The sequence below is a fragment of the Psychromonas arctica genome, assembly GCF_038155225.1.
In the GTDB taxonomy this organism is placed as follows: domain Bacteria; phylum Pseudomonadota; class Gammaproteobacteria; order Enterobacterales; family Psychromonadaceae; genus Psychromonas; species Psychromonas arctica_B.
In genome coordinates, this window is record NZ_JBAKBA010000440.1 from 1 (window position 1) to 209 (window position 209).

Consider the following 209-nt stretch of genomic DNA (forward strand, 5'->3'; position numbering starts at 1 on the left):
TTGTCTGTTGTAGAGAGGGGTCCAGTTCATCAAGAAAGTAACACCCAACCGCGTAACTTTCAACAGTGGAGAGACAATTATAAGCAAACTATTGAAAATCTTGCTAAAAGTGGGTAGTTTTTACAAAATGAAAACATAGCTTCAGCACCTAATGATCCTGCTGAGCTTTTTAATGCATGAGCATGATCACCGAGTTGCTCTAATTCACA

The 209-nt window shown here is 38.8% G+C and carries 2 protein-coding genes; one reads left to right on the forward strand and one right to left on the reverse strand.

Annotated elements, in window-relative coordinates:
* Complete coding sequence (locus V6255_RS19450; RefSeq protein ID WP_425355964.1) at positions 1-117, forward strand: mannonate dehydratase; 117 nt, start codon at positions 1-3, stop codon at positions 115-117.
* Here V6255_RS19450 and V6255_RS19455 read toward each other — a convergent pair.
* Positions 78-209: Hpt domain-containing protein (locus V6255_RS19455; protein ID WP_425355965.1), on the reverse strand; the 132-nt coding region annotated here is incomplete at its 5' end. The genes V6255_RS19450 and V6255_RS19455 overlap by 40 nt on opposite strands.